Genomic DNA, 26,065 nt, shown 5'->3' with positions numbered 1-26,065 from the left:
TAAGCGAACACAGATGGTAAGGCCTCGCGCTCCCGACCCACGAGGCGGTTTGTACTCTGGCGCACAACTATCCTGAGCGCCTCCCATTCCGGGAGGCAGGGAGCTGCGATCAGACGCAGAGTATGGCTTCTTGTCGAGGGCACCTCTCTTGACGATTTTCGAGGGCCACCGGGTTTCGTCATGGAGCACGCTGCTGCGCGTGGGCCGAAGATAATCGCTTCTAGCAGCATGCCCCAGTGAATTAAGGGTCAGCTGACGTTGATACCCCGGCGGCCTCGGCTAGGCCACTACCGATGCCGCACTCACAGTCGGAGCCTTCACCCGCCGCGGCGCCACGCAGCAAAACTCTGGACGCGTCGATCACAAACACAGTGGCAAAGAACGGATACAAAGTGTCGCCCGTTTTAGCACGCTCGGGAGTTTCGTTTGGTTGGGAGCTGCGCTCTCGCGCAAGACCTATCCCCTAGGGCGGCTGCGCTCCTTTGACGAAGCAGCGCAGTTCTCACGGAAGGGTCGCATATGATGAACTCGAGCATAGCGAGAATGTCGTCCCTGCTACGATTGCAGCAAGGGCTCTCGTAAGTCGCAAGAAGCCTTTGTGCCTCTTCCAAGGCCCCAACCAGCACCTCGATATCGGTTCGGACTTTGATTTCTTGCGATGACATTTCCGTCTCTACGATCTCCTTCGCTCGGCAGCAGCGGCAATGCTGATGTTCCATGTCAATTCCCGATTCTAGACCGCAACAATGATTGCCTGTACGATGGGACGGATCGAGCGATGCTGGGAGTCGGGGCGTCCGTTAGTCCTGTCGGGAAAAACCTGACCCAGAAAACATCGAGGAAGTGCCAGCACGTGGGCGTTTTGCTGTCTCATTTGATACCCACCGGCAAGGAGGCCCCCACCTCAATCTCCCGGCGCGCAGCCCGCCGCCCCTTGATCCTCGTCTTCATCGCGGCAGCGATGCCTCTTGCGCTTTTTGCGGGTTGGGTCGTTTTCCTGAACGCGCAGCAGCAGCGCAGGGGCTCTCAGGCTGCCGCCGTGGAGACGCTCGACAGCGTCGTCAACCGGCTTGCCTCCGAAATCAGTCTCCAGCTCGAGATCGCCGAGACCGTCGCGGCGTCCGCAACACTCGACAAGCCGGACCTTGACGCGTTCTATCGCGAAGCGACGCGTGTCAACGAAGCACGTCCTCTTTGGCAGACGATTCAGCTCGTCGATCCTGATGGGAATCAGGTGCTTGATGTCAGCCGTCCACTCGGAGATGGGATGCGCGCCACCGCCGACCGAGAGAATTTCGAACAGATCCTGAAAACGAGAAAGCCGGCGATCGGCGGAATTGGGCCACGTGGTCCCATCACCGGCAAACGCGTGGTGGCCGTCAGGGCCCCTGTAGAGCGCGATGGGCAATTGAAGTTTGTACTCACGGTGGCCCTGGTGCCTGATGCAATAAGCCAGATTTTGAAGAGCGCAGGAGCCCCGGCCGGCTGGGTCGGTTTCGTGGTCGATGCCAAGGGGAACATCGTCGCCCGCACCTTCGGTGAACAATCCGAACTCGGACAATCTGCCAGCGCTACGGTCCGCCAGGCGATAGCCTCAGCGCCAGAAGGAAGCTACGTCAAAACCACGCCTGCCGGCGAACAAGTCGACTCGATCTACAAAGTCATCCCCGGAACCAGCGGATGGTCGGTCCATTTCGGAATACCGACGCAGGAACTGAATGGTCCCGTCCAGCGCTCAGCCATTTTCCTAGCCGGGGGTGGGGTATTGAGCTTCGTGTTGGCTCTGACTTTGGCCTGGTACACCATACGCGACATTTCGCTTCGCCGGCGCGAGCAAGAAGCGCAGGCAGCATTGGCACTCAGCGCAAGTGAAGAGCGACGGAGGCTGACGATTGATGCCGCAGATCTCGGCGTGTTCAGCTGTGATTTTGCGACCAGAGAAGCGATCGTGTCGCCCCGCGCCCGAGAGATGCTCCGGATAGACGGTTCGCGCTCCGAAGGAGATACGATCCTTCCGATCGATCGGATACTGAGCTGTATTGATCCCGCCGACCAGCGGAACTTTGAGGCTTCCTTGCTGAGTTGCCGTTCGGGAAACGTGGCGATTGCTGATTTCCGGACCGCTCCCCCTCACAGCCGGTGGCTGCGGGCCAGCGGGCGGCTGTCTCGCATCGATGATAAGAACTTGGACGTCGTGTATGGCGTCATTCTGGATATCGACGAGACCAAGCGAGCCGAGCTGGAGCGACAGCAACTGCTTCGACGTCTTTCCGAAGCGGAAGAAAATGAACGCCGTAGAATCGCAAGAGAGCTTCACGATCAGATCGGCCAGACGGTCACAGGTCTACTTCTCGGTCTGAAGAACCTGGAGCCGCTTCTGGGCACGAGCCCCAAACGCAAGCTCGGATTGGAGAGGCTCAATTGGCTGCAAGGACTCGCGAGAGGAATTGGGCGCGATATCCATCAAATCGCCTCTGACCTGCGCCCGACCGCCCTTGATGACCTGGGACTTTACAAGGCGCTGGAGGCATTCTGCGCGGAGATCCGGCGCCGGTTCGGGATCAGCGTTGATTTTCAGCCTCTGGGCAGAAGAGATCGTCTCGGCCAGGACGTCGAAATCGCGGTTTACCGCGCCGTCCAGGAGGCCGTGAACAACGTGGTCAAACACGCGCAAGCTCGAAACGTCAGCGTGGTCATCGACCGACGCACAACGGAGCTTAGGATCGTCGTCGAAGACGACGGGAACGGCTTCGACTTTCAGGAATTCTCGCAGGGTGAGAGCCGCCACGCAAAATTGGGCCTGTCCGTCATCGAGGAGCGCCTCACGCTGCTCGGTGGATCTTTGGCGATTGAATCTGAACCCGGCCACGGCACCTCTCTTTTCATGAGAATACCGGTGCCAATAGAGGAGATGGGCTATGTGCCCGATCCGGATCACGTTGACTGACGATCATCCGCTTGTTCTGGCCGGAATGAAGGCGTTGCTTCAGGACGTGCATGACATCGAGATCGTCGGGGAAGCAACGGATGGACAGGCCGCCCTAGACATCATTCGCCAGGCCACACCGGACATTGCCATCCTGGACATTTCACTTCCCGGTATCAGTGGCCTCGAAGTTGCTCGCACCTTAGCGACGCAGCTTCCTCAAGTTCGTCTTCTGGCGCTGACCGTGCACGAGGATCACGCCTACGTTCAGCCGATGCTGCAAGCGGGAGCTCGCGGCTATCTGCTGAAGCGCTCTGCGGCCGACGAACTCGAGCGCGCAGTTCGCGCGATCGCTGGCGGTGGTTTGTATCTGGATCCAGCAATAGCGGAGAAAGCACTTCCATCGGCGCAGGGCGCCCACTCGTCTTCCGGCGCTTCCACAGCCGGCGAGCTGACACCGCGCGAGAGTGAGGTCCTCAGATTCATCGCACAAGGATTCAGCAACAAGGAAATTGCCACTCAGCTAAGCATCAGCATCAAGACCGTCGAAACTTACAAGGCCAGGGCGGTCGAAAAGCTCGGACTGTTCACGCGTGCCGACATAGTGCGCTACGGCGTGGCCCTTGGCTGGTTGAGCCATTCGGGAAAGAGTGCGGATCAAGTTTGACCGGGAAGTAGGTGGGCCAAACGGCCGTGCGTACGTGCGGACGTCAGGATTATCCCGACAAGCCCCGCTCATCTCCTGACTGACCGATGGGACGCCGTCCACTATCTTGCGTGAAGCGGACGAGAGAACCAACGCGGATCGCCGGCCACGTTCTTTCCGGCTTCTGCGCTCCGCACCTTGTTGGATCGGATCAGGTTTGTGTGGAGGCACACATGAGAAATGTACTTTTTCGAGGACGTGCCGGTCGCCAGCTCTTTGCACAGTATGAGATACTGCCCGGGCTCGCTACCCGAACGAGCTCGCGGCTAGATGCCCGCACGGCGAGAACCGCTGGCATTTGCCTCGCTTGCATCTATCTCACCTGCCTTCTGTTCTCGGCATACGCGATTGCTTGACGGCAATAGGCGTGTGGCAACCGACACCGAGGAATGACGAAGTCAGATTCGTCGCCCCGATCCTTTGCAGGAACTCGCTCGATCATGGATACAGTCGTGGTGCTCCTGGTGCTCGGTATGTTGTTCACGGCTCTTTGTATCGCGGCGCTGGAGATCGCGGCACGTCGATTTTCCCGGACTCTTGAGCGTCAGCTTCCGATGTAACGTGCGGCGCACCCATCTCACTGCGCAAAGATTGCTCTTATGCAAGGTGAGGGCCGCCCCGATCGACGGCCCTCCAAGTTTGCGTTTATCGGCAGACACGCACGTGCTTGACGATACGCCGACCATGATAGCCGCGGGTGACTACGGTCCGCACGGTGCAGACCCTCCGATGATGATGATAGTGATAGCCAGCCTGCATCGTCTCGGATGTTGCCGCGGCGCCGACCGGTGGCGCCATCATCGCATTGGCAGGAACCAAGAACTGAGTGCCCGCAAGCAAAGCAGCGGCCGCAAATCCATAGGCGATTTTCTTCATAGTTTTTCCTTGTCGTACGCCCCCTCCGCACTCTAGGTCGGTCCAATGAATGCGGAGTGAACGACGATACTGACAATCGTCGTCGCGATCTTTCGCCGCAGATGCAGAATCGACGGCTGACTCGGTCGCGGAGACGGGTTGGGATTGAGGCGCATCCTAGTCCGCTTACATGTCCCGCAGGAACTGCCGAAGTTGCTTTTGATTATTAACGTTTCAAAAGTCGCCATCTCGAACGCACTGCCTTCAATGAGTAGAGCGAACAGCGGCCTTAATGGAAGGGAGTGAACAGGCACTCTCGCCAGAGCACAAGGGAGCCTGTCGTGCTTTCGCTGATGGATATCGCTGCCGTTCTGCTTACATTGTGTGCCGTCTTCGGCTGGCTCAATCACAAGTTCCTGCCGCTCTCCCGCAGCGTAGGTCTTCTCGTAATGAGCGTCCTGACGTCACTGCTCCTGATCGGCTTGGATGCGGCGTTTCCGACGATTCAACTACTAGACCAGCTTGCCAATGGGCTCCGGCAGATCGACTTTGCCGAAGTCGTGGTGAATGGGATGCTTGCATTTCTGCTGTTCGCCGGCGCGTTGCACGTAGATCTGGACACACTCAGAAGCCGCGCCATTCCGGTATTTATTCTGGCCGTCCTCGGCACCTCAATTTCAACCGTCCTCGTAGGCCTGATGTTCTGGTTCATCTGCGGCCTTTTGAACCTACCCGTATCGTTGGCTTGGGCATTCGTGTTCGGCGCACTGATCAGCCCGACTGACCCCGTTGCTGTCCTGAGTACGCTTCGCAACACCAAAGTGCCCAAAGAGCTGCAGATCGAGACGGAAGGCGAGGCATTGTTCAACGACGGCGTCGGGATTGTTCTGTTCACGATCATGCTTCGCTTTGCGAGCACCGGAGACGGCGGTCAGGTTTCGGCCGCCGATGTCGCTGAGTTACTCGTTCGCGAAGCTGGTGGAGGAATAATGTTGGGCTTGTTGACTGGCTATGTTGCGTATCGCGCGATGCGGCTCATCGACGACTACGCCATCGAGGTGCTGATCTCGCTTGCCCTCGTCACTGGAACCTACGCACTTGCGCTGCATCTGCACGTCAGTGGCCCGCTCTCCATGGTCGCCGCGGGCCTACTCATCGGCGACCGAGGACCTCGATACGCAATGAGTGAGCGGACACAAGGATATCTGTTCGCGCTCTGGACCCTCATCGACGAAATTCTCAACTCGGTCCTTTTTCTGCTCATCGGGCTCGAGACGTTGATACTGCGCTTCGATCCTCGCAGCCTCGGTCTGGCAGCAGCGACGGTGCCAATCGTTCTCTTCGCCCGCTTTGTTTCTGTTTCGGTTCAACCATTTCTGTTCGGATGGACTCGGCTGCTCTCCTTGCGCAACGCGCCTTTTCTCACCTGGGCCGGCGTCCGAGGCGGAATTTCAGTTGCACTCGCCCTGTCCATGCCGGATAACCCGGCCAAGGCCGCAATGCTCGCCTCAACCTATGGGGTCGTCCTGTTCAGCATCATCATCCAAGGCTCGACTCTAGGCTGGGTGGCAAAGCGGACGGTCGGACAATAAGTCTCGTCTCGAACTGTCGTTTAAGCGCGGGGCTAGACGCGCTCGCTCTACCCGGTTCAATCCTCGCAGCTGTCGATGCCAGCATCTGCGACCGCGCGTTTGGTTAGGACGCCGACTATATCGTTCAGGCGGGGCGAGGCAGAGCGGACCGCCATTGCCGCGCCGGCCCGATGGCGCTTCACCTGAAAACGGCGTGGCGACCTCGCGGCCGCGAAGTTGATGGAGAGCTCCGTGGCTACGCTTAAGCTCTGGTTTCTCGGCTGTCGACATGCTGATCGTGCGGCCTGCTCCTGGATGGGTCCTCCTCATCGGCTTGCCCTGCCACTATCTGCGGCCCTGCTGAACTTGCATCGGGGCACTTGCAGGCGCGCAGCGCCGGCGATCCTTGTGGCTCTGGCACAGTCTCCAGCCCTTGCCGCTTGGATCGCTCTCTTGCTTTGACGATATAGCTGTTGGATGAAAATGTCATCGCACGATGGATTCAGAAACCAACGGTCTCGCTGCCGCCCGCACTTAGGATACTCTCCCAAACCGGTTTGAGCACTCTCTTGATTGGGTTGATCGTTGCCGGGCCATGTTCGGTGTCCTCTCAGTTGGTACGGTGTCGTACACTCGCGACTCTGGCCGGGCACTCGGCGCGACAAAGTGTCCTAAACTCTTGACGCCAGAAACCAAGATAGCAGGCTCAAGTTGAGACCGCATTCTGAAGCTACAGGAGCCACAGATGCGGAGATTTACAATTGCGCTTTCTCTCACCGGCCTCATCGCGATTTCTCCGGTGGGCAGTAGCCAGGCTGCACCATTGACCGCGCTCTCGGCTGCCGCGAGCCCGACGCAGCACACGTCCACAGTGCAGGATAATCTCACGCAGATTCTGCTGGCGTGGCGGCTGGGGGATCGGCGCGGGACTACTTGCAGGAGCGTTGATAGGCTCCGCCATCGCGGCTCCCTACTATTATGAACCGCCGTACTACGGCTACCGGTACACGTACAGTTACGGTGGGTATTATCCAGCATACGCCTATACGCCTTACTGGGGAGGCTATGGCTGGGGACCGCGACCGTACGCTTGGGGGCCTCGGCCTTGGCGCTATAGCTACGGCTGGTCCGCGCCGCGGCCGTGGGGATATACCGTCCGGCACGCACACCCTTGGCGTCATAGCTACGGTTGGGCGCCAAGGTACCACCGGCATCATCATCATCACGCGGTCATCCGCGCGTATCATCGTTGGTGATGCACCGCGCTTCTAGCGAAGTGCCCGCACATTCACCCATCGGACGAACGCGCCGGACAGGCACTTTGCTGGGAAGCTACTGTACGGCTAAATTTGCCTGTTGCTGGCACGCGCTCATCCGCGCTGCAATGGTCGCTACGCTCTCGTGTTTGGTACTAATCATCCCGATCCGCGTCGTGGGTCAGGGCGCCCTGTGACGCCACCCTACCCGCAACGCAACGAGCGGATCTGGCGTGCTAAGAAGCAGGCGGGGCCCCTGGGCGAGCATCTGCCGAGATCCGCAAAGTTGGCATTCCAACGACGTCGTAGGTCGCAGAAGCCACGGAAATTCCTTCGCCATCGAGGCCCGACAAGATGTCCCGGCTGATCGCGTCCTTCAGCTCGCGAACACCGTGGATTGGAGCGAGAAAGCGAAGCGTCAACTCGAGCCAATTGTCGGTCAATCGCCAGTAAACGCGGGGATCAAAGTCCGACATTGTGTGACCGTAGACGCGCTTCATTTCGTCCGAGAACTCTTCGGCCGTCGACTTAAAACCCGCGGTATGCGCCCGCGCGGCGTCGACCAGCAACTCCTCGACCCTTGATCGGTCATCCTGGTACCGTACCGGTATCTTAATTTCATCCCATATAAACGGGAATTCTCTGGTGTAGTTGTAGACCGGCTCGTCGAACACCTTGCTGTTCGACACAGTCACGATGCGTCCCGTATATTGACGGCTTCTAATCCACATTGCAGGCGAATCCGACTGAACGGGTGGAGGTTGCCCCATCTCAAGAATGGTAGTCTGCATGAAACTCAGCGCGATCACGTCTCCGCGGACGCCTCCCATCACGATGCGATCACCGAGGTTGAATGTTCGGCCCCTTAGGATCACGAAGTATCCTGCCGTTGCTGTGATGACCTTCTGCAAAGCAAAAGCGAGCCCCGCCGACAGAAGACCAGCGGCGGTACCGAGCCGCGCTGGATCATCAAACCAGATCGAGAGCACACCGAGGACGAGGGTCACAGCGAGCAGAAGATTTATCGCCTGCCGCACCCAAAACAGGACTCTGTGCCAACTGACCAGTCTTTGCCCGAGCGCGACGACTCTGCGCAGCCCCCATCCGAGCGCAAGCACGCATCCTACGAGGCCGATCGTCAAGAGAAGCTTATGTGCGTTTTCGGGCGTCGCGCCGATCAGAGGGACACCGAAAAGCTTGAACCCGGGTGCGTGTGAGGGTTCCACCTCTGCTCTCATGCTGAATCAAAGATGCTGTGACGACGCCGCGGAGGCCACGGGGTTCCACTCGCCGCCACGCAAACGATGCCGAGAAGACCGCTTCCCTGGTTCAGGCGGTGGCTCCGGCCACCCTATCCGTCCGCGACGTTCGCGCCCGAGGACCTGGACGCCTTCCTGGTCCGCCTGCTCGATGGCGCCATGCCCGTCGCGGCCGCCGGGCCCACCCAGGCTGTCCCGAGCGCCGCAGGCTGGCCTGCTGCGGCTCGGTCGACGTCACGCGGGCGGTCCTCGACAGCCGCCCGACGCGGATGGCCGGGTTCGCCTGCCAGCGCAACTACATGGCCCTTCTTTTGGACCTGGAGGAGGTCCGCCCTCGTCCGCGGCGCCGACATCGGCGGCTCACCACCGAGGGGTGGGCAGACAGGCTGCTCGTCGCCGACAAGGTCACCCGCAAGCTGATCGCAGGCGGTCACCTGCGCGCCGTCACCGTGATCAACCCCGTGAACCGCTGCCCGGTCACGATCGTCCCGACGGAGGATATCGAGCGGTTCAACGCCGAATTCGTCACCTGTTCGCGCTCGCTCGCCAGCAAGGCCGGCATCACATGGCGTCAAGAAGGAGCTCGAGGCCGCCGGCGTGAAGCCAGCGATGGATCCGGAGGAGACCGGGGCAACAATCTACCGCCGCCGTGATCACGAGTTCTGAAACTCCTTCATGTCGAGGCGCAGACCGGCTTTGTTTGCTTGATCTGCCGTGACGTAAGGCAGGCCGTAATAGCTTAGTTTCGGGCTCCACTGCCCCGTCTGGCCCGGGTACGGGAAGGCATAGGTGCCTCCACCGGCAGACGCTTCCCGAGATATTACGATTGCCGCAAGCTTTCCGGCCCTATCGAATACTAAATCGGAGACATAGCCGTAACCCTGGCCTGCCTGCAAACGCGCGTAGTCTCCAATTATTTTCGAGATCGAGAACTCGTGCGACTCTTCTTGCGCCTGACCGGGATCAAAAAAGAGCCCATATTCTCGGGACCTCAAGTCGGAGAAGTCCGCCACGATAGCGCCTTCATGAACCGGCCGTAGTACCCGCTTGAACGGAATTCGAGAGATGAACTCCGGTTCGTCCTTGGTTCTAAATCCCTCAACGACCAAAGAAACGATCTGCCCGTCGTCTGCAACAATCACGTTTCGGACGCTCCCCAAATATTCACCTTTCAGCGAAAACACCGCACTCCCGAGCAACCGGGAGGCACGGTAGCCGCTATAAACCGTGTTTGCGAACTGCTGGGATTGGGCCGGCTGTTCCATCCCAACCGGCTTCGCCGTCTCGGCTCGTCCGATACCGGAAAGAGCTGAGTTTGCAATTGCACCAAGAAGAAGTGCGAGGGCGATCCTGCTCTTACCACGCATTCCAATACTCCTGCGACCTGAGATGCGACCGTTGCTCCTTACTCACAATCGCTTGCGGCGCTTCTAGTTCTACGCATCACCCAACAGATGGTCCGCTGCCGTGCCAAGCACAGGGAGCCCGCGTCCAACTATGAGCCCTCCCTGGAAAGCGCAGATGCGCCCACGAGCCAGCGAAGCGTTCAGCATGCTTTCGCTCACGATCCGTTTCGTTCCCGGTGCTTGAGCGCCTCGGGTAGACGAAGTCGCAAAGCCTGTGGATCAGGTCCTGCTGATTGTCAGGTTTCTCCTGACCCACCTTCACTTCAGCCTGACTGTGACACGGAGAGCACCCTCCCCACATCTGGACAAATGGTTTTCGCACGGAGGCGATCATGTTGAGGGAAGAACTCGAAAGCGGGCTTGCGCCGTCAAGTCAGACGCGATCGCTCAAACCGGCACAGGAAGCGCCGCCTGCCCGCCGATCAAGCAACGATCTGATCCGTCGGCTATCATCTTCATCACGCAGCCTGCTGGTTGAACGTTGCAGCGAGGTACGCCTGACCCCGAGACAAATGTTGCAAGAGCGGAATCTCCCGCTAAAGTATGCCTACTTCCTCGAAGACGGCGCAGCCTCCTTGACCGCCAGGGCCGGAGATTGCCTTCCAGTTGAAATCCAGACCATCGGAGCCAAGGACTTCATCGGCATTCCTTTGATCCTTGGAATGCGTGTCTCCTCTCACCGGTGCATCGTTCAGGTTCCGGGCAGAGCGCTGCAAATAGAAGCTGATGCACTGATTGAACTGGTGAGGACACGCACCGAAATCGAAAAATTGCTGTTGCGCTATGTTCAGGCTACTCTGATCCAAAGCTCGCAACTTGCAGCGTGCAACTCACGACACAGCTTGCAACAGCGGCTGGCTCGGTGGCTGTTGGTTGCACAGGACAAGTTAGCCTCTGACGAAATCCCGCTCACGCATCGATGCATGGCGCAGGCACTCGGAGTACGGCGCGCTGGCATCACAGCAACCATGGGCGAAATGGAAGGGCGAGGCATCGTCATGCAACGCCGTGCTCACATCGAGGTTTTGGATAAGGCGCGCCTGAAGGAGATGTCCTGCAACTGCTATCGTGTGATCTTGTCTGCCCATGAGAACTCCCTCAGTGCGACCGATACGCGAGAGATTTGTTCGTAATTGCAAGCTGGTCACACTGCGGCGGCCGGCACTCCAGAGCGAATCTGTCTCCGGTGCCTTGACCGAAGCAGCCAAGCCGTCAGTGTGGATGCCTGTCACCTCAAAGCAGTTCTCTGAACTGTGTTCGAAGTCACGAGTTCAGCTGAGCCATGGGTACATCGATCGTCACATTTAGCCCGCTATTCCCCCAACTGCGTGTCAGGGATCCCCTCAAGGCAATGATGCTTTTCGCTGCGAGATGAGATCCGAAACCGCTGGTCTTTGGTTCACCCGTAAGCAGCGGGCCGCCACTCTCTTTCCACGTCAGGCGAACGCGATCACCTTCCTGCCAAATGACGTCGAGCCTTCCCCCGGGCAATGAGAACGCGCCGTATTTGGCGGCATTTGTGGCGAGTTCATGGAAGATGAGTGCGAGCACGTTGGCTGCGTTCGGGCCGATCGGGATGTCAGCACCTTCCAGCCAACTCGTGTGTCCTGAGTACGGTAGGAGTATAGTCTTAAGAAGACCCTTTAGAGTTGAGCGCGGCGCGTTTCGTTCATCCGAAGGAGTGCGCATTGTGTCATGCGCCGCTGAAAGCGCCTGCAACGTGCGGGCCATGGCTTGCGCTAAGTCTTGAGCCGTACTTTCGCGATGCGCCGCCATATTTAGCAGCGACTGAACAACGGATAGTACGTTCTTCATTCGGTGCGACATTTCCCTAACAAGCATTTCCTGACGCTCGAGCGCCGCCGCCAATTTTCGGTCGTGGTCGGCCAGCCGGAGTGCCAAGCCTGCAAACGACGCCATCTCGGTTGCGATCTGGGCATGGTTAGCGTCGAAATGACCTTCATCTTTAGAGACAAGCCACAAGGTTCCAAGCGGCTCGTCTGCACCCCTGTAGAGAGGAACGAGCAGACATTCAGGCAAGGAGACGTTCGCGTCCTGAAGCCACTGGTAGACGCGCTCGGGCCTCTGCACCAAAATGGGCTTCCTCTGATCAAGGGTAACACCACAGGGGCTGTAGAACCTTGGCGTCACCGCGCCATTGAACTGCTGCAGGTCCCCGCGAAGGTGATGCCATCTGAAAATGCCAGGTGCAGGCTCAGTCTCATAAAGGCTCATGCCGCCAGACACCGCTTCGCACTGATCCATAGCCGTATCAACGAGAACGGGGAGCAGTTGCTGCGGATTGTCAATCATAGCGCGGGCGAGATCCCGCATGGGCAGCCGCTCCTGAAAAAGTCGCGGACGCACCGCACCCCTGAGGGCAAGCTGATCAGTGATGAAAACGGATGCGACTTCGGGCTGCATTGCCTTGTACCCTGCTAAGCGTCTACCAACCGATCACTGAAGACAGCCTACTATTTTGATAACCAGAAATATCAGTCCGGAAAAATACGGAAAAAGGGATCAAAGGGAAACATCGTCGCCTCTCCGGCTAGGGCTCGTAGAACGTAGAGCATAGAACGAGCACAGCCTGTTGGCACGTTTCCTCAGGAGGAGCTATCGTGTCGGGCCAAGCTGGCCCACGCCCGGGTCTCGGCTTTGTCATGCGACGGGTCCTCTTGCTCGGCGATTCGGTCAAACGGCACGGTGAGCAATACCCGTTGCCGTCCATTTCCACCTACGGGCGCCCGCAATGGACCAGACAAGGTTAGGAAGCGGCACAATGGTCCTCCCTCGACGCACTTCTGGTCGGCTTTGGCCGGACGGGCGCCCTGCTCGGGAACGAACTCAGCGATGCCGGACTGGCTGCATGTTCTGCTCAGGCGGGAGGGGTATTTGATGAACCACAAGAAGCTCTTCCGGCTCCATCGGGAAGAGAAGCTGGCGGTGCGTCGGCGTTGTGGCCGCAAGCGGGCGATCGAGACCAAGCTCCGATGCTGGTTCCTACGATGCCGAGGGACGTTGCGTCGCCTCATTCCGATCTATGAAAGCATTCGGCGTCATCAACAGGAGCGCGCGTGAACGGGGGTCTGCGTAATGACCTCACCATCCACCGAGACATGCTGGCTCGGGTCCGTATCGATCAAGAATTCCGGAGCCTTTAGGCAAACAGTATTCGCCGCACCAAAGGGGGCGCCAAACGCCCGCCGGCCCCATTCCTTGGCCATTGTCCACTTGGATGGTCCTGTCAGGATCTGCACCATGATGGTCCCGTCGTCCGGCTTCGCTTCGCGGGCGACCAGGACACCGCCCTGGTAGCCTCCACTCGCAATACGGACGTCCAGCGCTTCGAACACGTGCTCCACCCCGCTGGCGGTAACAACGCAGAGGAACGGCTTAAATCGCAAGAACTTGCCTGCGGCGACAAGGGCGTAGGCAGCGCGACCAAAATATTTCTTCAGAACGTGAGGTGTGGCACGGCCGACGATCAAGGGCATTCCGATCGAGGATCCATTGACGAAATGGCTCTCGTTGATTGTGCCAAGATCGACATCAGCGACCTTGCCGTCGACCAGGACATCGATGGCGCCTTGAAGATCGAGCGGTATCCCCAAGGCCCGAGCAAAGCTGTTGGCTGTTCCCAGCGGCAGAAGCCCCAAAACTACGCCCCTGTCGCGAAAATGGCGCGCAACCGAACTAACAGTTCCGTCCCCGCCACCCACAATGATGAGCTTTTGTCCTTTGGCGATTTCGTCACGGACGATGTCCGGCAGCTTCTCGGCATTCCGAACCGGATAAACTCCATCAAGTACGATCCCTGCTTGCAAAAGCTGTTCCTTGGCTTCCGACCAGTTGGCTGCACCTCGCCGCGAACGCGTATTCACGATGAGAACTGCTCGGCGGATTCCTTTGATCTCGCGCTCGATAGCCTCTTTTTCGGCGCGACGATCGGATACTTGCCGGTCATTACGAGTGATCATTTTCGCATTTTACCTTCGGGCTGACCTTCTGCTGATCGTGCGTCGGTGTGAGACGCCTGTTCGTCCCTTGGTGACCCATCCCTCGCTGAGTGACCGGCGCATTTGGGTGCGAGCCGGCCGTGCGACTTGCGTGTAACGAATGAAAGCCGAAGGAGGTCCGCTCCTGTCTGATTGCGGACCTTCTCTCGTCAGGCCCGGATCGGGACCGTGCGATGGACATGAAGAAGAGGATTTCGCACAGCCATCGGGGCCTGAAGCAGGACAGGGCCCGTGTGGCGGGGCTAAGAATGTTGCGGGTGTACTTCCGATCATCGTCGGGCTGCTGATCGCAACGGGCCGGTACTTGTTCGCCCTCCGGAGCAGCCAGATGGGTACCGACTCTTCCGCCAAGACACCGGTCGGCCGGTCCTACTTGGCTTGGAGGTTCTCGTTGCCGCTGACATCATAGAACAGTCGCAGTCACTGCGACGCCAACGAGTGTGGCCGTACTCGCTGGCGTTGTGCTGATTAGAACCTTCTGAGCTTCAGTTTGGAGGTCGCACCTGAAGGCCCCTTTCCGTGGTAGGAAAGGACCGAGAGGGGCGCGCGCCAAGCACCAGCGGGGCCCTCCGCCGCCGGGAGGGCCAACATAGCCGCGTCGTGATCGAAGATCAGTTGGTCGGATAGGCCGGACGCGAGGCGTGGCACTTTCTGGCAGCAACTCGAACTCGATTCGTCGCCGCACAAGCGGTCAGCTGCGGCGCCAACTTGCACTATACGGCGGAGCCGCTAATACCCTACGGTCGCGACTAACACATCAGTTCTAGGTTCTAACCCAAAGCAAGGAAACGAGAATACCAAGGCTCATGAACACCGAAAATCCGATAAGCCACCATGCACTACCGAGGCCAAACCTCCGCTGTCGCTCCGCGCCAGGCCAAGCCCTCACCTCTTGCGCAGCAGCTAGGCGAACCTGACCTGCACTATCCGGCGATCCGCCTGCTTCGTCGTCTGTCCCGAGCGGAGCCGCCGCAGGATCCGGGGCGTCGACCTTCTCCCGGCTCCTCCCCTGATCAATCGCGATACGCAACTGGTCGGTGTTCTCAATAGGTACATTCGCGTCGAGCACAGAAGGGCGTGGTGGTGACGCAGCGGATGCATGGTTACTATGGACACTCGAAGCCATCAATGGGCCTTCCTTCGCCGCATGAATCTCACGTTTCTCTGGCTCACCGGATGCCCGACAATCTCTGTTCAACTCTGGTGCGTCATTCGAGCCAGCGTCTACTCGGGCTTGAGCGACTCTTCGGACTGGATCACTGGTTCTTTGGCTTTACAGTTCGCTTCCGGAAACGGGGGACCTAGCTGATCCGCTTCTTGCCGGCGGCGCTCGACTTGCCTGCTCACTTTCTCGTTAAGCCTGGCGATCCTATCTGCTCGCGTCATCTGCTTCGCCCTTTCTGTTGCGGGTTGTTTGATTCGTCGCCATTTCAAAGAACTCGCCAACGCTGTCGTTTCACGGCAACCCGCCTTCGCTCTCTCCTCCCAAAACGCCTCCCGTCGGGAAAGGTTCGAGTGACCGAGTAGCGGGTTCGATACGGTCTTGTGCCTTCCGCTTATGGGCACGGTCTCCAAAGCAGCATCGCGTTGATCTCGGTTGCCGCAGCCCGCCGCCTTAGCTCCTGTTTTTCAGCCCGGCAAAGCGAAAGAGACCACCTGATCACTCACCTTCGGCAAAAGGATCGAATTGCCGCCCACCACAAATGTTACGTATTCTTTCCCGTTGTAGTTATAGATGGCCGGCATGGCGACAGCCGGCGCATCGACCAGGTTACTCCACAATTCCGTACCCGATTTCAGGTCCAAAGCGCGCACCCGCGAATCCATCGATGCGCCTATGAAGATCAGGCCTGATTGGGTAATCGCGGGTGCTCCGATCGTCACCGAGCCCCAGGATTTCGGCATGTAGAACCCGTATTTCTGCACTTGCCCAAAAGGCTCATTCCACAGACGCTTACCCGATTTCAGATCATAAGCTGCGATCATGCCATAAGGCGGATTCCAGCACGGCATACCGGCCCAGTTGAGGAAGGTCTCCAGTTTGAAGCCGTATGGAGCCCCCTCCTGAGCGTAGTAGCCTGAGCTTTCGCCATTTTGCGCCTGTTGCTTGAAATCTTCGCGCTTGATCAGCCGATAGATCTGCACGACGCTGCTGGAGTTCACGACGAACACGCCCGTGCGCGGATCGATGGCGCCGCCGCCCCATTCGGTCCCGCCCGTTGTCGGAGGATATGTGATCGTGCCCTGCAGACTGGGAGGCGTAAAGCGACCGTCGTAACGCAGCTTCTTGGCTTCCCGGCTGCAACTGCCGAAGCCGATCCAGTCGGCGAGCGGAAACACGCCCGGCCATTTGTCGGGTATCGTGGGAGCTGGCGTCGCCACATACGGCTGTGTTGGCGAAGCCTCTTCGCCCGGGACGTCAGATTTCGGCGCCGGTCGTTCTTCGATAGGATAGATCGGCTCCCCGGTCTCGCGATTGAGGACGAACAGGAAGCCTTGCTTTGTCGTCTGCACTAGCGCAGGGACCTTCTTTCCGTCCTTCTCCAGGTCGACCAAGGTGGGCGCTGCGTTGGTATCGAGGTCCCAAATGTCGTGGTGCACGAGCTGCCGGCTCCAGACCATCTTGCCTGTCTCCGCATCGAGTGCCGTTACGGAGGTTGCCAGCGGGATCTTCTCCTTCCGATCCCCTCCGTAGAAGTTGGGGCTCGGGGAGCTCACCGGGATGTAAAGGAGTCCCCTTTCGGCGTCGATCGAGATTGATGCCCAGACGTTTGAGGTCCCACTGTGCTGAGCAATGGTGGGGTCGAGCGCGTGAAAGGTCCATTTCAATTTTCCGGTGCGGGCGTCGAGCGCAAATACGGTACCCGGGGAGCCTGCTCGTCAGCCCAGTCCTTGCCTGCCCAGCCGAGATAGAGTGTGTCATGATAAACGGTCGGCGGCTGCAGAAGCGATAGCGGCCATTTCGCATTCACGGTGTTCCACTGGTTGACATCGACCATGCCATGCTGACCGAAATCGCTGCAAGACTTGCCGGTGTCGGCGTCGACGGCGTAGAGCTTGGCGTCCATCGTGCCGATGTAGACAATCTTCTGGCACTCCATTCCACCTTGCACATTCTCGGCCTGCCAGTAGGCTACGCCGCGGTTCTTCAGGTCCGGCTGCGTCAGCGCTTTGAGCACCGCGTGGGGGTCGAACTTCCATTTCTCTTTTCCGGTACCCGGATCGAGCGCTACGATCCGGTAGAACGGAGTGCCGACATACAGGGTTTTGTTGACAAACAGCGGCGTCGCGGACCAAACGCTCATTGGCTTCTCGCCAGTACCGTCAGAGACGTCGCCCGTGTGGTATTCCCAGGCCTTCCGTAAGCCCTTGACGTTCTCGGGCGTGATCTGGTCGGCCGTCGAAAACTTCTGTGCGTTGAGGTCACCGTTGAATGTCCCCCACGTATTCCGCGCGTTCATCCACTTGTCAGGTCCCTTGCGTGAGGGCTGTACCTGAGCAGTCGCCTCGGAGGAGCCTTCCTCTCCACTCGGCAGTCGGTTGGCAGAGCCATTTGTTGCAACTCCATCCTGGCCGACAGACAATGGTTCGCCTGCAGTCTGCGCCGGGCCCTTTGATTGTCCGAATGCGAGGGAGGGGGCCGCAAGGAGCAGGAGGCACGCTGCCAAAGAGAACGAAATTCCGTGGGTTGTACTCATCTGTTGCTCCTTGAAGAGGCGAGTAAAAAATTATTCTGGCTCGGATTTGAGAGAATGTAGACAATCCATCCGACGAGCCCGAATGCCATGGATCCGACGAGGATTGGCGTCTCCAGGAAGTAGGCGGCAAATGCGGTGCCGAGGAGATCGAACAAGACGAGGACGGCAAGAACGACCCTTAGCCATTTGCGTTTGTGTTGATAAAGCGCGAGGAACAGAGACGCCGCGGCGAGAAGGAGGGTGGTGACCAGCACGAGATAGGCTCCGCCGGAATGGGCGATTCCATTGCCCTGATCAAAAGTGGCGATCCCTGCCACGATGCAGCCAGCTAGAGAACTAGAGAGCAGCACCCAAAGCCCATAACTCGTGGGCCGAGCCGATGTTCTAACCATTCGTTTCCTCACGTTTCTCTTCTGTGGTCGCAGCCGGCCGAGGACGGAAGCGTCCGGTTTCAAATCGGCATTCGGTAGCCGTAGAATTCATGATCCTCGTTGTAACCGCCCTGTCCGGCGCCGAGATCGCTAAACTCGCGTACGAACTCTATGGCTTCGATCCATTTGACCATCTTGAAGCCCAGTTCGTTCTCACACCGGAGCCGCAGCGGCGCGCCGTGCAGCACACTGAGCGCATGACCGTTCATTTCGTAGGCCAGGATTGTCAGCCGGTGACGCATGTTGAACATCTCGTGGACGTCGTAGTAGCGGCCTCCGTCAGAGCCGTCCGCGAGCGAGTAGAAGACGGCGTAGCGAGCCTCTGGAAAGGGCTTCACCGCATCAAGGATATCGCTCATGCGCACGCCGCCCCACTCGGCCACGCCCGACCATCCTTGGATGCAGAAATGGGTGGTGATCTGTTTCTGCTTCGGCATCCGCTTGAGATCGGCCAGCGAGAATTCCCGGCTAGTCTCCACTAGCCCGCCGACCCGCAAGCGATAGTCGCGAAACTTGCCTTTGAGCAGACGTTCGTATTCGGCGGAGTTGGGCATAGTGCCGTTCGGCCAGAAATGCGGCGATATGTCAGATTTGCGCAACTCCGCGGTCGGTGCCCACCACTCCGCGACGGCCTTTATCCAGCCGACCATTAGACGCCCTGTCTTTTGCACCAGACGGGCGTGCTTGACCGTGAACGGCGAAGCGGCCCACCAAGCCAAGCCCACCAAAATGAGCGCCAGCAGGAACAGCGGAAATCCGACCCAGTGCTGGCTCTTCACCCCAGCGAACATGTGGTTGGTATTTTCCCGCAACCCAGTGATAAAAACCATTATCCCGTGCGCGAGGATGAAGAAGACAAACCAGGTGAATGAGATAAAATGTATCGAGCGGGCGACCTGCCGGTTGAGCACGGTCCCGAGCAAGCCTAGACGGTTGGAAATCGCAGGAGCCTGCAGGAGTCCTGTCGCAATGGAAACCGGCGCCGCTATGAAGACCGTCACGAAGTAGCTGAGCTGCTGCAGACCATTATAGCGGGTCCAGCTGGATTCCGTCGGAAAGTTCAGGGAGGCGTACTGGATGGCGGTCGAGAGGGCGTTCGGGAAGACGTCCCACGTCAGGGGCACAAGTCTCAGCCACTGATCCGTGGAGAACAGCATGACGTAGAAGACGAGGCCGTTCAGCACCCAAAGAAGATCAACAGAGAAGTGCCACCACCTGGCGAGGCCAATGGTGTGGCGCAGCCCGGGAATGCCGAGCCAGCCCGGAAGGCTCACCGCATCGTCCTTTGCGGTCCAGATACGATCCTTGGGTACGGGGTGCTGAAACCGGAACCACTCTGTGCCTGGCGTACAATCCCTGTTCCAATACAGGCGAGGATGATCGGCCAGTATCTGGATGCCCGCCCTCATGATCAACATCATGAAGAGCATGTTCAAGAAATGCTGGAGCTGGAGCCACCATGGAAAACCAGTATCGACGGAGGGTGCGTTTTGCGCGATTCCTGGATACCGTCTGATGAAGTTTTGGACGGTTGAGAGCTCTCGAAGATTTTGCGCCAAGGCTATCAGGAGGACTAATGCTGCAGCGCCGAGTGGGATGACCCACAAAACGTTGAACCATCGATTCCCGAGCCGGATGTGCGGAACGATGCCCTCACGGGGTGGCGTCCATTTCGAAAGCACGATCCGATCATCCGCCGAGCTCAGCGTGTCGTTGATTGCTCCATCCCGCGCATGTTTGATTTCGACAGAGTCGTGCATTCTGCCTCTCGTCGCTCTGACGGCCCGCTCTGCGGATCTCGAACGCGAAGTGTTCTAGGGAGCTGCGTGCGTGGGAGCTCGCACCACAGTTTCGCGGCAGCGACAACAGCGGTACCTAACAACATGAACGCAGGATCTTGCGTTCCGACTTATCGCTGTGCATTGTGCGGTAACGGACCAACCAAAGACTGCCGCCGGGGTTCAGCTCAGAACCCTTCTCTCTGGCTATCGTCTTAGCTCCTGCCGCCGCGCTTTGGCCTCTCTGGACCCGCACAGGCTGCTCGGCCCCCTTTGCTGCGTCTTCAAGCATGGCGATTTAACCACAGTGCGGTCGTGCCCGTTTAGGGTGGGTCGCTGCGCGAGGGCTAGTAACAGGCACTCGATCGCATACGCCAACGCTCATCAGTCGGGTACCACAACAACAGCTTCACTCGGCTATCCGGGCGTAGATTTTCTTTGCGATCACCTTCAGGGCGCGCCTCTTTTGCTCCTCCGACAACGCCGCATTGTTTTTGATTAATGGACAGAACAAGCCGATCATGAAGTTTGTCAGCGCAGCGTCGGTCGCGTGAGGATAGCGGCTCTTCAGCCCATAAAGGATGGTAGGTATTGCTCGCCCCCCCTGCGCGGCAATGAGCTTAGAATAAGATCTGATCTCCGTTTGGGTTTGAGGTAATGCCAAGTCCGAGTGGTTCGGATGAGGTGTGGGGCACTCCAGGGCTTTGGCTCCTTCCGAGCTCGCTAACACAACGGACGCAGCAATAATCCCGGCCGCTATAGTTCCGATCTGCTTACTGGACACGGCATCTTCTCCAACGACTTATGAGCTCTCAACGGAAGCGACCGCGTGCGAGCTTGCCAGAGTTCCGTAGTGACAGACTCCTGAAACGCCACAAATCTCTGGCACGTATCGCTATCGAGCCCCTCGGTTTGAACGTTGATGATTGACGACGAACTGCGGCCGCTGGTTCGCCGAACCTACGGATCGCCTTTGCCCGCCGTGACGCTCCCTAACAAGAGCTAGAGAAGCACCTCACCTGCCACGAAGGCTAGGACCAGGAAAATCAAGAAAATCGCGACGGCCGCGAAAAATAGCCACTTGGCGATCGCGGATGCGCCAGCGGCGATTCCACTGAAGCCCAAGAATCCTGCCACAATTGACACTAGAAAAAATATCAACGCCCACTTAAGCATGCCACGCTCCTACCGGCTTCGTCACAGACAGGTATGCCAATTCCGTGACTGATAGATCGAGGTCGACCGTTCGCAAAGCGCTGTCGGCCTACCCTGCGACAATCGCCATGAATTTTGGGCGTTCCGATCAAAACGCCCTGCCACGGTACAGGGTGGGTGCGCTAACGTACTCCTGACTAGCACTGCATTCGAGCGCTTGCCTGACCCGAGAACTCTGCGCCACAAGGAGACATGCCTTGGCCTCACGTTGGTGCAGGACTGTCACTGGTCATCGCGGTGATCAAGCCGCGGCCGAATAATTCGCGCAAAGTTTGTCCGCTTCCGCAACGGCTGGCGAAGCTCGTTTCGCAGCTGAAGCTCGTTTCGCAAGAGTTGCACTCAGCGCCAGCAGCGACTGCGGCCAGCACTGAGGTACACATCCGTACCGAGTGTCTCTGCAACGGCACCGCCGCTCGCGCATTTCCGTTGATGGCATGCAGCAAGGAGCAGAGCGTATGAAGACTTGTTATCACTCGAATAAATGGTGCGGCGCGGCTGCCGTGCTGGCTCTGGCGGTCCCGATTGGAGCGGCGCAGGCAGCGCCGATGCAGGCAGCGCCGATGATAACGGCGAGTGGAGCAGCCAAAAACGACGCCAATCTGGTGAAGGTTCAATGGAGGCATAACCGCCGCCATGGTTGGCATCATTGGCGGGACGGATACCGGCACCGCTATGGTCGGGGCTGGGGCCCAGCCGTAGGCGGCTTTGTGGCAGGTGCGGCGATTGGAAGCGCCCTCGCCAATAGCCGGGCGCAAGCTGCTGAGAACAACACGTATTGTTCCCAGCGGTACAAATCGTACGACCCGAGCTCCGGGACCTACATGGGCTACGACGGCATCAGGCACCCATGTCCCTAGGCCGGAGGTGTCCCGCGGCACCCCGCTGTTCGGCACGTCAAAAATCCGAAACTTGAGCAAAAGGAGATCTACCTATGAAGGCAACCTCATTCTTGGCTGCGGCATTTCTTGTTGGCGTATCATCCGTTGCGGTGGCGCAAAACGCACCGCGAGCCACCGGTCCTGCGGATCATGGCGCTGTGCAGAACTCGCCTCCCAACCAGTCGGTGGACCACCGCGCCGATGGTGGCAGCACCACCAGCAACAAGGGAACAAACAAGGCCGACGCGATCCAGTCAAACAGTAGCGAGGCGAGCGTTCGGCAGCAGATGGTCAACGACTTGCAGCAGGCCGGTTTCTCCGACGTAAAGGTACGGCCGCAGTCGTTCCTGGTGGAGGCTAGAGATCGGTCAGGAAATCCGGTGACGATGTTCGTTGGCCCCAACACTTTCGCCGAGGTGAAAACGATCGGGGCGAATGCGCAGAAGAACTCCTCAGACGCAAACTCATCCAGCGGCAGCGCCAATGCGACTTTGGATCACCCCGGCGGGGCCTTCACGTCGGGGCCTCCCAAGGACGGCCTGAGCTCGCAGTTGGTGGGTCTGCAGGTGTACAACAACTCGAAACAGGACATTGGCACGATCAAGGATGTTGCGCTGAATGAAAACGGCATCGACGGCTATATTCTTTCCGTGGGAGGATTCCTGGGCATCGGTGACCACTACGTTGCAGTACGACCTTCGGCGATCAATTTGAAGTTCGATCATGCGGCCAAGAAGTGGACCGCTACGATGGACACGACGGCCGACCAGTTGAAGTCGGCGCCTGAGTTCAAGTACCCAAGCAACGGGTAATAGTGTGAGGTGGAGCGGTTCGGCGGAACCGCTCCACCTTCCGGCTGTTGCTTCCAAGTCGATTCGGTTTGCCGGCTTAAAGCATGCTTGCCCGCGCTGAAAAACTGCTGGCTGATCTGGGCGAGACATTCTGGCTGGTCCCGATGCTCGTGGTGCTTTGCAGCCTGAGCGGCGCCTTCGCTCTCGTTCACATCGACCGGAGCAATGTGTCGCTCGCAAATCTGCAGGGTTGGTTGTACGATGGCGGCGCGACGGGCGCGCGTACCCTGCTTGGCACAGTCGCCGGCGCGACGATCGGCGTCGCGGGAACGGTGTTCTCCATTACCATCGCCGCCTTGTCTCTCGCTGCTGGTCAGATGGGGCCGCGGCTCCTGCGCAATTTCGTCCGCGATCGCGGCAATCAAGCCACGCTCGGGATGCTGCTCGGCACATTCTGCTATACCCTCGTGGTGCTGAGAAGCATTCGGACGGAGCCCGAGGGCGGCTTCGTCCCTCATCTATCACTGAGCGTTGGAATTCTGCTCGCTCTGGCTTGTGTGGCGATGCTCGTCTATTTCGTCGGTCACGTTGCCGGCCGGATCAACGTGGAAACTGTCGTCGAACTCGTCAGTGAAGACCTCGGCGGCGCTATGCGCCAGCTAACCGTCAAGGATCCGCAGCCGAAACCTCCTCCGGGCGAGTACTGGATCGGCTCCCTGCCCCTGAAGGACTCGCGGCGCGGTTATCTGCAACATCTTGACGAAGAGGGCCTGGCCACCTGGGCGGCTAAGCATAGAGTTACCATTCGGCTGTTGATCGGCCCCGGCGACTATGTTTTCCCGGGGGCGACCGTCGCTCTGGTTAACCCTCCCGTCGACGGTGCCGAAGCGGCTATCCGGAATGCGACGGCGCTGGGCGCAACAAGCAGCATTGCTTCCGATCTGCGCTTTGCCGTTCGCCAACTTGTCGAAGTCGCGGTGAGGGCTCTTTCCCCCGGCATCAACGATCCGCACACCGCCCTCTCGGTCCTGGATCGACTCGGCGCGGCGCTGTGCGACCTTGTGCCCCTGCATCTGCCATCAGGGGTGTCGATCCGAGGAAGTCAGCCGGTCCTGGTGGTGCCGCATGTGCAATACGATCAATTGCTCGGGACGATGTTCCATATGATCCGGCAAAGCGCAGGCGCGCAACCTGCAGTGTCGATCCGGATGATCGAGGTGATGACCCAGGTCGCAAGCTGCGAGCGCGATCCCGCCCGGCTCTCGGCGCTCTCCAGCCACGCCGACCTCGTCCTTGCGGACGCTCATCGCCTGATTGCCGCTCGCAGCGACAGGGAGGACGTCGAAGGCCGACATCAGCTGTTTACTCTGATGGTCCGGGCAGGTCCGATGGGGCGATTCACCGAAGAGATCTTGCCTCTGTCGGGTCTTGATACGCCAAAGGCTAACGCTGAGTCAGCCCCCTTCCGATCTGGGCGTTGAGCTCGGCGCCCGCCAGGATGAAGTAAGCTGCGACCCAGAGCCATGTCGTCAACACGGCAACTGCGTCGAGCGATCCGTAGGTCTTTTGATAGGCTGCGACGTGTTCACGTAGGTTGAGAATGCACAAGAACCGGCAATCAATCCGGTCGTAGCGAGGAGCCCGCCGGCCGAAGCAAGGTCCCATGTCGGCTTCGACCTGTTGGGTGAGTAGCGGTAGAGCGAGCGACAATCGCGATGATCATGCACACGAGCAGCGGCCACCGGATCAACATTGCCGTAGCCCTCCACCCGGCTGGAATTGGGAGGTAGCTGAGCAGGAGGGGAATCAACGCAATTAGGATCACGGCGCCGCCTGCGAGGATGATCAACGCCACGGTCAGCGACAGAGCGACGGCATTGAAGACAACAAGCCCACGCTCCTCGGAAACCGCGTAAGTCACGTTCAAGGCGGTCATGAGCGTCCCGGTGGCGTAACGCGCACTCCAGATCGAGATCCCTACACTGACCATCAGCCCGAGGCCGAAGGGCGGATGCGTGCCTTGCTCGAGCACTTTCAATCGTTCTGAAATGAGCGCAGTCGCCTCACCTGGCAGGATGATCTGGAGCGCATTGAGCTGTCGCACGATATCGTTGGGGTCGGCAACGAGACCGTAGACTGACACCAGCGCGGCAATGGCGGGGAAAATCGAGAGAAAGGAATAGAAGGCGACGGCGGCAGACAAGATCGAAATGTTGTGATCGTCCAGCTTGGCCCAAACGGCGGCCGCGACGGAGATGAGCCTGCGCACAAGTCCGGGGCCACCGGCGCTTACCACCTCGACGTTGCAATTTGCCTTTCCGTTCAGGTTGATCCCGTAGCCAGCTTTCACGAAAGCACACAAAGCCCCTCAGCTGCTGCTGGCGTTCCACGCCATCGTCGAGAGATGAATGGCCATCTCAACGGGCGCTGAGGGCCGCTCGAGGAAATGAATTTGCCGGGCCAAGAGAGCACCGCCCTCCGAAAGCGTACCCGCAAGTTTGGGAACCACAGCCTCGGACGCACTTTGGATCTGGAGCAACGCATTAAAGTCTCTACCCCGAATGGCCGAGCTTCCTCCGTCCGGATTCTCGTCTCCCCGCTTCCGGCCGACAGCCCGGGGAGGATGCGCCTGACGCTCCGGTTGGACAGGACCCATTTGGGAGTCAACGTCGAGCATCTGAGCCGGTGCGGACGCAGCAGAACGGCTGGGCGCATCGAACCTCCGGCAGGCTGCAGAACCTTGCGAACGCCGCTGCTGCGGCTGCGCTTGCGGTCATTCTGCCAAAAGCTGTACTCCGCGCGGCGTCGCCCCGACCATCCAGGAGCACGTAGGCACCTATCTGGTACCTAGAAGCTCGGCACCCAGTTGCGAAGGGGTGGCAATAGCTAGGAAAGCCGTTCGCCCGCGATCTTGTTGATGTGCTCGGGATGTGTCATCGGAAGCAGCCGGGCAAGTTTCCGAATGGGCCGCGCCCGCGAACTCCGTTTGTACGCTACCGCGCAAAGATTCTGAGCGCCTCGCATTCCCCGGAGGCACAGAGCTGCGGTCAAATCGTTGAGCAGTCGCTTCGGCCGCAGGCCGCCGCAGGCTGAAGCGCGTTCGGGGGCTTCATGCTGGAAGATGGATCCATCACACCTTTTCTTCGGCCACCTTGCGTACCGACAGTAAGCGCGCTCACGAACGCTCACGGCGACGTAAGCAGGCCGAGCGCAGAGTTCGGCACCAGCAGCCCTAAACCGAGATTGACCAATGAACGGGATTGGCGATGAGAAGCC

General features: G+C 59.1%; 20 protein-coding genes and 3 pseudogenes. 10 read left to right on the top strand and 13 right to left on the bottom strand.

The window, feature by feature from the left end:
* Window positions 1-853 precede the first annotated feature (853 nt).
* Both AB3L03_RS32765 and AB3L03_RS32760 read left to right on the top strand, forming a co-directional pair.
* Window positions 854-2,947 carry an ATP-binding protein gene (locus AB3L03_RS32765; RefSeq protein ID WP_368507772.1) on the top strand — a complete coding sequence of 698 codons (2,094 nt, stop codon included), beginning with the start codon at window positions 854-856 and terminating at the stop codon, window positions 2,945-2,947.
* Window positions 2,919-3,593, top strand: coding sequence for a response regulator transcription factor (locus tag AB3L03_RS32760; protein ID WP_085402319.1), 675 nt, complete (start codon window positions 2,919-2,921; stop codon window positions 3,591-3,593). The genes AB3L03_RS32765 and AB3L03_RS32760 overlap by 29 nt, the downstream gene beginning before the upstream one ends.
* A 684-nt stretch (window positions 3,594-4,277) precedes the next feature.
* Here the strand turns inward: AB3L03_RS32760 and AB3L03_RS32755 are convergent.
* Window positions 4,278-4,508: a hypothetical protein gene (locus AB3L03_RS32755; protein ID WP_368507771.1), complete on the bottom strand. Its 231-nt coding sequence runs from the start codon at window positions 4,506-4,508 to the stop codon at window positions 4,278-4,280.
* 320 nt (window positions 4,509-4,828) lie between these two features.
* Between AB3L03_RS32755 and AB3L03_RS32750 the strand changes: the two genes are divergently transcribed.
* Window positions 4,829-6,079: a cation:proton antiporter gene (locus tag AB3L03_RS32750; RefSeq protein WP_368507770.1), complete on the top strand. Its 1,251-nt coding sequence runs from the start codon at window positions 4,829-4,831 to the stop codon at window positions 6,077-6,079.
* Between the two features lie 1,471 nt (window positions 6,080-7,550).
* Here AB3L03_RS32750 and AB3L03_RS32745 read toward each other — a convergent pair.
* On the bottom strand, window positions 7,551-8,540 hold the full coding sequence (locus AB3L03_RS32745; protein WP_368507769.1) for a mechanosensitive ion channel family protein: 990 nt from the start codon (window positions 8,538-8,540) through the stop codon (window positions 7,551-7,553).
* A 302-nt stretch (window positions 8,541-8,842) separates the two neighbouring features.
* Here AB3L03_RS32745 and AB3L03_RS32740 point away from each other — a divergent pair, with 302 nt between their 5' ends.
* Window positions 8,843-9,226 carry a hypothetical protein gene (locus tag AB3L03_RS32740; protein ID WP_368507768.1) on the top strand — a complete coding sequence of 128 codons (384 nt, stop codon included), beginning with the start codon at window positions 8,843-8,845 and terminating at the stop codon, window positions 9,224-9,226.
* Here the strand turns inward: AB3L03_RS32740 and AB3L03_RS32735 are convergent, their stop codons facing one another.
* The gene (locus AB3L03_RS32735; RefSeq protein ID WP_368507767.1) at window positions 9,227-9,940 is read right to left on the bottom strand and encodes a PRC-barrel domain-containing protein; all 714 of its coding nucleotides are present in this window, start codon (window positions 9,938-9,940) and stop codon (window positions 9,227-9,229) included.
* Between the two features lie 371 nt (window positions 9,941-10,311).
* Here AB3L03_RS32735 and AB3L03_RS32730 point away from each other — a divergent pair, with 371 nt between their 5' ends.
* Entirely contained in the window at window positions 10,312-11,112 is an 801-nt protein-coding gene (locus AB3L03_RS32730) for a Crp/Fnr family transcriptional regulator (RefSeq protein ID WP_368507766.1), read from the top strand.
* A gap of 130 nt (window positions 11,113-11,242) precedes the next feature.
* Here AB3L03_RS32730 and AB3L03_RS32725 read toward each other — a convergent pair whose 3' ends face one another.
* Window positions 11,243-12,403: a sensor histidine kinase gene (locus tag AB3L03_RS32725; RefSeq protein ID WP_368507765.1), complete on the bottom strand. Its 1,161-nt coding sequence runs from the start codon at window positions 12,401-12,403 to the stop codon at window positions 11,243-11,245.
* Window positions 12,404-12,844: 441 nt separating this feature from the next.
* On the opposite strand from AB3L03_RS32725, the pseudogene AB3L03_RS32720 reads away from it, so the two are divergent.
* Window positions 12,845-12,984, top strand: a pseudogene (locus tag AB3L03_RS32720) (IS3 family transposase); the annotation flags it as partial.
* Between the two features lie 57 nt (window positions 12,985-13,041).
* On the opposite strand, the gene AB3L03_RS32715 reads toward AB3L03_RS32720, so the two are convergent.
* Window positions 13,042-13,959, bottom strand: a complete 918-nt coding sequence (locus tag AB3L03_RS32715) for a diacylglycerol kinase family protein (RefSeq protein ID WP_368507764.1) — start codon at window positions 13,957-13,959, stop codon at window positions 13,042-13,044.
* Window positions 13,960-14,361: 402 nt separating this feature from the next.
* On the opposite strand from AB3L03_RS32715, the pseudogene AB3L03_RS32710 reads away from it, so the two are divergent.
* Window positions 14,362-14,466 (top strand): annotated as a pseudogene (locus AB3L03_RS32710) (hypothetical protein); the annotation flags it as partial.
* 1,161 nt (window positions 14,467-15,627) lie between these two features.
* Here AB3L03_RS32710 and AB3L03_RS32705 read toward each other — a convergent pair.
* From AB3L03_RS32705 to AB3L03_RS32680, 6 genes and pseudogenes are all read right to left on the bottom strand, one after another.
* Window positions 15,628-16,827, bottom strand: a complete 1,200-nt coding sequence (locus AB3L03_RS32705) for a PQQ-binding-like beta-propeller repeat protein (protein WP_368507763.1) — start codon at window positions 16,825-16,827, stop codon at window positions 15,628-15,630.
* 380 nt (window positions 16,828-17,207) lie between these two features.
* A pseudogene (locus AB3L03_RS32700) lies at window positions 17,208-17,303 on the bottom strand (hypothetical protein); the annotation flags it as partial.
* Between the two features lie 389 nt (window positions 17,304-17,692).
* Window positions 17,693-18,013 (bottom strand): hypothetical protein, encoded by a 321-nt coding sequence (locus AB3L03_RS32695; protein WP_368507762.1) that lies wholly within the window; start codon window positions 18,011-18,013, stop codon window positions 17,693-17,695.
* 134 nt (window positions 18,014-18,147) lie between these two features.
* A complete protein-coding gene (locus AB3L03_RS32690; protein WP_368507761.1) occupies window positions 18,148-19,887 on the bottom strand; it encodes a molybdopterin-dependent oxidoreductase in 1,740 nt (579 codons plus the stop codon).
* Window positions 19,888-20,314: 427 nt separating this feature from the next.
* Window positions 20,315-20,689 carry a hypothetical protein gene (locus AB3L03_RS32685; RefSeq protein WP_368507760.1) on the bottom strand — a complete coding sequence of 125 codons (375 nt, stop codon included), beginning with the start codon at window positions 20,687-20,689 and terminating at the stop codon, window positions 20,315-20,317.
* A 218-nt stretch (window positions 20,690-20,907) separates the two neighbouring features.
* The gene (locus AB3L03_RS32680; protein WP_368507759.1) at window positions 20,908-21,081 is read right to left on the bottom strand and encodes a DUF1328 domain-containing protein; all 174 of its coding nucleotides are present in this window, start codon (window positions 21,079-21,081) and stop codon (window positions 20,908-20,910) included.
* A 473-nt stretch (window positions 21,082-21,554) separates the two neighbouring features.
* Between AB3L03_RS32680 and AB3L03_RS32675 the strand changes: the two genes are divergently transcribed.
* The 3 genes from AB3L03_RS32675 (at window position 21,555) to AB3L03_RS32665 (ending at window position 24,270) form a co-directional block, all read left to right on the top strand.
* Window positions 21,555-21,977: a BA14K family protein gene (locus AB3L03_RS32675; protein ID WP_368507758.1), complete on the top strand. Its 423-nt coding sequence runs from the start codon at window positions 21,555-21,557 to the stop codon at window positions 21,975-21,977.
* A gap of 74 nt (window positions 21,978-22,051) precedes the next feature.
* A complete protein-coding gene (locus AB3L03_RS32670; RefSeq protein ID WP_368507757.1) occupies window positions 22,052-22,810 on the top strand; it encodes a PRC-barrel domain-containing protein in 759 nt (252 codons plus the stop codon).
* An 83-nt stretch (window positions 22,811-22,893) separates the two neighbouring features.
* Window positions 22,894-24,270: a DUF2254 domain-containing protein gene (locus AB3L03_RS32665; RefSeq protein ID WP_368507756.1), complete on the top strand. Its 1,377-nt coding sequence runs from the start codon at window positions 22,894-22,896 to the stop codon at window positions 24,268-24,270.
* Here AB3L03_RS32665 and AB3L03_RS32660 read toward each other — a convergent pair.
* Both AB3L03_RS32660 and AB3L03_RS32655 read right to left on the bottom strand, forming a co-directional pair.
* Complete coding sequence (locus AB3L03_RS32660) at window positions 24,233-24,454, bottom strand: YhjD/YihY/BrkB family envelope integrity protein (protein WP_368507755.1); 222 nt, start codon at window positions 24,452-24,454, stop codon at window positions 24,233-24,235. The genes AB3L03_RS32665 and AB3L03_RS32660 overlap by 38 nt on opposite strands.
* The gene (locus AB3L03_RS32655) at window positions 24,408-25,139 is read right to left on the bottom strand and encodes a YihY/virulence factor BrkB family protein (protein WP_368507754.1); all 732 of its coding nucleotides are present in this window, start codon (window positions 25,137-25,139) and stop codon (window positions 24,408-24,410) included. The genes AB3L03_RS32660 and AB3L03_RS32655 overlap by 47 nt, the downstream gene beginning before the upstream one ends.
* Window positions 25,140-26,065: the final 926 nt, after the last annotated feature.

It is taken from the genome of Bradyrhizobium lupini (assembly GCF_040939785.1).
GTDB classification, from domain to species: Bacteria; Pseudomonadota; Alphaproteobacteria; order Rhizobiales; family Xanthobacteraceae; genus Bradyrhizobium; species Bradyrhizobium canariense_D.
Note: the sequence above shows the minus strand (reverse complement) of the source record. Positions and strands in the feature narration are given on the sequence as shown.